The following is a 2822-nucleotide window of genomic DNA, read 5'->3' on the forward strand; positions in this document are numbered from 1 at the left end:
CCTGAGGCCGGGGATGTCAACATATCTGGCGTTGACTTTTGGCACGCTGTTGAGTTCTCAAGGAACGGACGCTTCCTTCGGACCGCCTTCCAGCGAATCCTCCGGGCTTCGTTCTTTCGTGTTTCCAGCTTATCAGATGTTTTCCGCTCCGTTTTCCGGAGTTTCATTCATCGGATTTGCTTTCCGCTTTGCCACCTTGGTCTCCCGCGGCGACTCCGGAACTGTACGGGGACCTGCCCGCCACATGCAAATCGCCCCTGTCCGGGCTCCCGGACAGGGGCGATCCATGCCGGTCAGGGCCGGCCGGATCCGGGTCAGCGGACCTCGGTGATCTCCGGGCCACGCGCGAACGGGTCGAGCGAGGCGCCGCCGAAGCGGCTCTCGCCCTCACCGGCAGCGGCGGCCGCCCCGCCACCGTCGGCGACCATCTGGGCGTCCTCGGGAAGCTTCAGCACGATCGGGTCGCGGGGAGCCATCGGGGACTCGCCACGCACGACGACCGTCTGCCGGAAGACCTGCTCCAGGATCCCGGCCATCTCCGGCTGCACTGCGGCCTGGCCCGAGATCACACCGCGCAGGAACCAGCGCGGACCGTCGCAGCCGACGAACCGCACCAGCTGCACACCCTGGGTGCCGTCCGGCAGCTGCACGGGGACCTGAGCGCGGAGGTGCCAGCCGAGCGGGCCCTCCTCCTCCTCGATGAGGCCGCCCTGCGAGGTGATGCCGTTGGCGATCTCCTCCCGGACCTCGCCCCAGATGCCCTCCGACTTCGGGGCCGCGAAGGCCTGGAGCTGGATGGCGCTGTTGCCGAGCACGAGGGTGGCGGCCACGATCGCGTCACCGGCGACCTCGACGCGCAGCTCCATGCCCTCGACACCGGGGACCAGCAGACCCCCGAGGTCGACTCGTCCCTCCTCGGGGTTCTCCAGCTCGGAGTTGTCCCACGGGCCATCCGGCCGGGGAGCCGGAGGCAGGCCGACCCTGTCGGCCGGGTCCAGCTCGGTCACGTTCTCGCTCTCGGCGGAACCTTCGACGTCATCGGCCGTCTCGTCGGCGCTGATGGCGTCGTCGGCGAGCTGCTCGACAGCGTCCTCGCTCTTCTGGCGACGACGGAACACGGTCACTGTCCTTCCCGGTCCAAGACCGATGCGAATACCTGCTCGGCTTCCTGCGAGGCCGCGGGCATGCTAGACCGCGGCGTGGCCGCCGGTCGACCCGAACCCGCCCTCGGCGCGTGCCGACCCAGGCAGCTCCTCCACCTCGTGGAACCGGGCCTTCTCGACCTGCTGGATCACCAGCTGGGCGATCCGGTCCCCTCGACGGAAGCTGACCCCCTCGTGCGGGTCCAGATTGACGACGATCACCTTGATCTCTCCACGGTACCCGGCATCGACCGTCCCCGGGGCGTTCACGAGGGCAACGCCGCAACGAGCTGCCAGCCCCGACCGGGGGTGGACGAAGGCCGCGTAGCCGTCCGGCAGGGCGATGGCGACGCCGGTGGGCAGGACGGCCCGCTCTCCGGGGGCCAGCTCGGCGTCGACGGTGGTGCGCAGATCGGCACCGGCGTCCCCGGGCTGCGCGTACGCGGGCAGCGGCAGCTCGGGGTCGATGCGCTTGATCAGGACGTCCAGCTGCGGGCGGGGGGTGTCGCTCAAGGGTTCACCTCAAAGGCTCGTGCGCGCTTCATCAGATCAGGGTCGTCGAGGACCTTCTCGATGTCCTCGGGACGACCGTGCGTGGTGAAGTGTTCCAGCTTCACCTGGATGAAGAGGGCCTGAGCACGCACGGCGACCGGCCCGTCCGGACCGCCGATCCGCGCCTCGGCGGCGCTGTAGATCTTGCGGCCGTGCACGCCGGTGATCCAGGCGCGCAGGTGCAGCACAGAGTCGACGGGCACCGGGCTGAGGAAGTCGGTCTCCAGCCGGCCGGTCACGGCGGGGGCGTGCAGCAGCCAGTTGAGCGTGCCGAGGGTCTCGTCCATAGCGGTGGTCAGCAGCCCGCCGTGGGCCAGGCCGGGGCCGCCCTGGTGGGCGTCACGGACGGCGAACTCGGCGGTGACGTCGAGTCCCTCGCCGGCGACCGCGTCGATCCGCAGGCCGCCGGGGTGCTGCGGGCCGCAGCCGAAGCAGTGCTCGTAGTGGGAGCCGAGCCGGGTGCCGGGGGCGGGCGCCTGGGGGTGGCGCTGCGGCAGGACGGCGTCCGGCGGCGGGGTGGTCGGGGACGGCGGCATCGCGGGCGCCGGCCGGGCGGTGGGGGTGCTGGTGGCAGTCGTACCGGTCACGGGGCCCAACCCTACCCAGGGGTAGGAAGGCCTCCGGTGGGGGTGGCGTCCCCTGCCGGGCGTCAGGGCGACCACAATGGGGGCATGTACGACGAACGCCTCACGGTGCCGCGTTCCTGGTGGCTGCTCCCGATCGCGATGGGTCTCACACTCGCGCTGATCCTCATCCGGGTCAGCGGTCCGGCCGCGCTGATCGGGCTGGTGGTCGGCATCGCCGCCGGCGCGGTCGCGATCAGCAGCTACGGCTCGGCCCGCATCCGCGTGGTCCAGGGCTCGCTGGTGGCCGGCCCGGCCCGGATCCCGGTGGACGCGCTCGGCAGCGCGCAGGCGCTGAGCCCCGCCGAGGCGGCGGCCTGGCGCGGCCCGAAGGCCGATCCGCGCGCCTTCATGCTGCTGCGCAGCTACGTCCCGACGGCGCTGCGGATCGAGGTGACCGACCCTGCCGACCCGACGCCGTACCTCTATCTGTCGACCCGCTCGCCGATGAAGCTGGCGGAGGCGCTGGAGGACGCCCGGCGCGGCGCCCGCACCTGAGGCGGGC

The 2822-nt window shown here is 71.6% G+C and carries 4 protein-coding genes; 1 reads left to right on the plus strand and 3 read right to left on the minus strand.

What is annotated here, in order from left to right:
• Positions 1 to 314: 314 nt before the first annotated feature.
• The 3 genes from ACFU7Y_RS42575 to ACFU7Y_RS42585 all read right to left on the minus strand — a co-directional run bounded on the left by ACFU7Y_RS42575 (position 315) and on the right by ACFU7Y_RS42585 (position 2230).
• Positions 315 to 1118: a DUF3710 domain-containing protein gene (locus tag ACFU7Y_RS42575; protein WP_224282985.1), complete on the minus strand. Its 804-nt coding sequence runs from the start codon at positions 1116 to 1118 to the stop codon at positions 315 to 317.
• 69 nt (positions 1119 to 1187) lie between these two features.
• On the minus strand, positions 1188 to 1655 hold the full coding sequence (dut, locus tag ACFU7Y_RS42580; protein WP_224282986.1) for a dUTP diphosphatase: 468 nt from the start codon (positions 1653 to 1655) through the stop codon (positions 1188 to 1190).
• Positions 1652 to 2230: a PaaI family thioesterase gene (locus ACFU7Y_RS42585; RefSeq protein ID WP_224282992.1), complete on the minus strand. Its 579-nt coding sequence runs from the start codon at positions 2228 to 2230 to the stop codon at positions 1652 to 1654. Before ACFU7Y_RS42585 ends, dut begins: the two co-directional genes overlap by 4 nt.
• Before the next feature lie 135 nt (positions 2231 to 2365).
• On the opposite strand from ACFU7Y_RS42585, the gene ACFU7Y_RS42590 reads away from it, so the two are divergent.
• Positions 2366 to 2815 (plus strand): DUF3093 domain-containing protein, encoded by a 450-nt coding sequence (locus ACFU7Y_RS42590; RefSeq protein ID WP_224282987.1) that lies wholly within the window; start codon positions 2366 to 2368, stop codon positions 2813 to 2815.
• Positions 2816 to 2822: the final 7 nt, after the last annotated feature.

It is taken from the genome of Kitasatospora sp. NPDC057542 (genome assembly GCF_042801945.1).
Lineage (GTDB): Bacteria > Actinomycetota > Actinomycetes > Streptomycetales > Streptomycetaceae > Kitasatospora.

What these genes read in the sequence shown, in the direction of transcription:
- ACFU7Y_RS42590 (WP_224282987.1), top strand. Translation starts at nt 2,366, where the DNA reads ATGTACGACGAACGCCTCACGGTGCCGCGTTCCTGGTGGCTGCTCCCG.
- ACFU7Y_RS42585 (WP_224282992.1), bottom strand. Translation starts at nt 2,230, where the DNA reads ATGCCGCCGTCCCCGACCACCCCGCCGCCGGACGCCGTCCTGCCGCAG.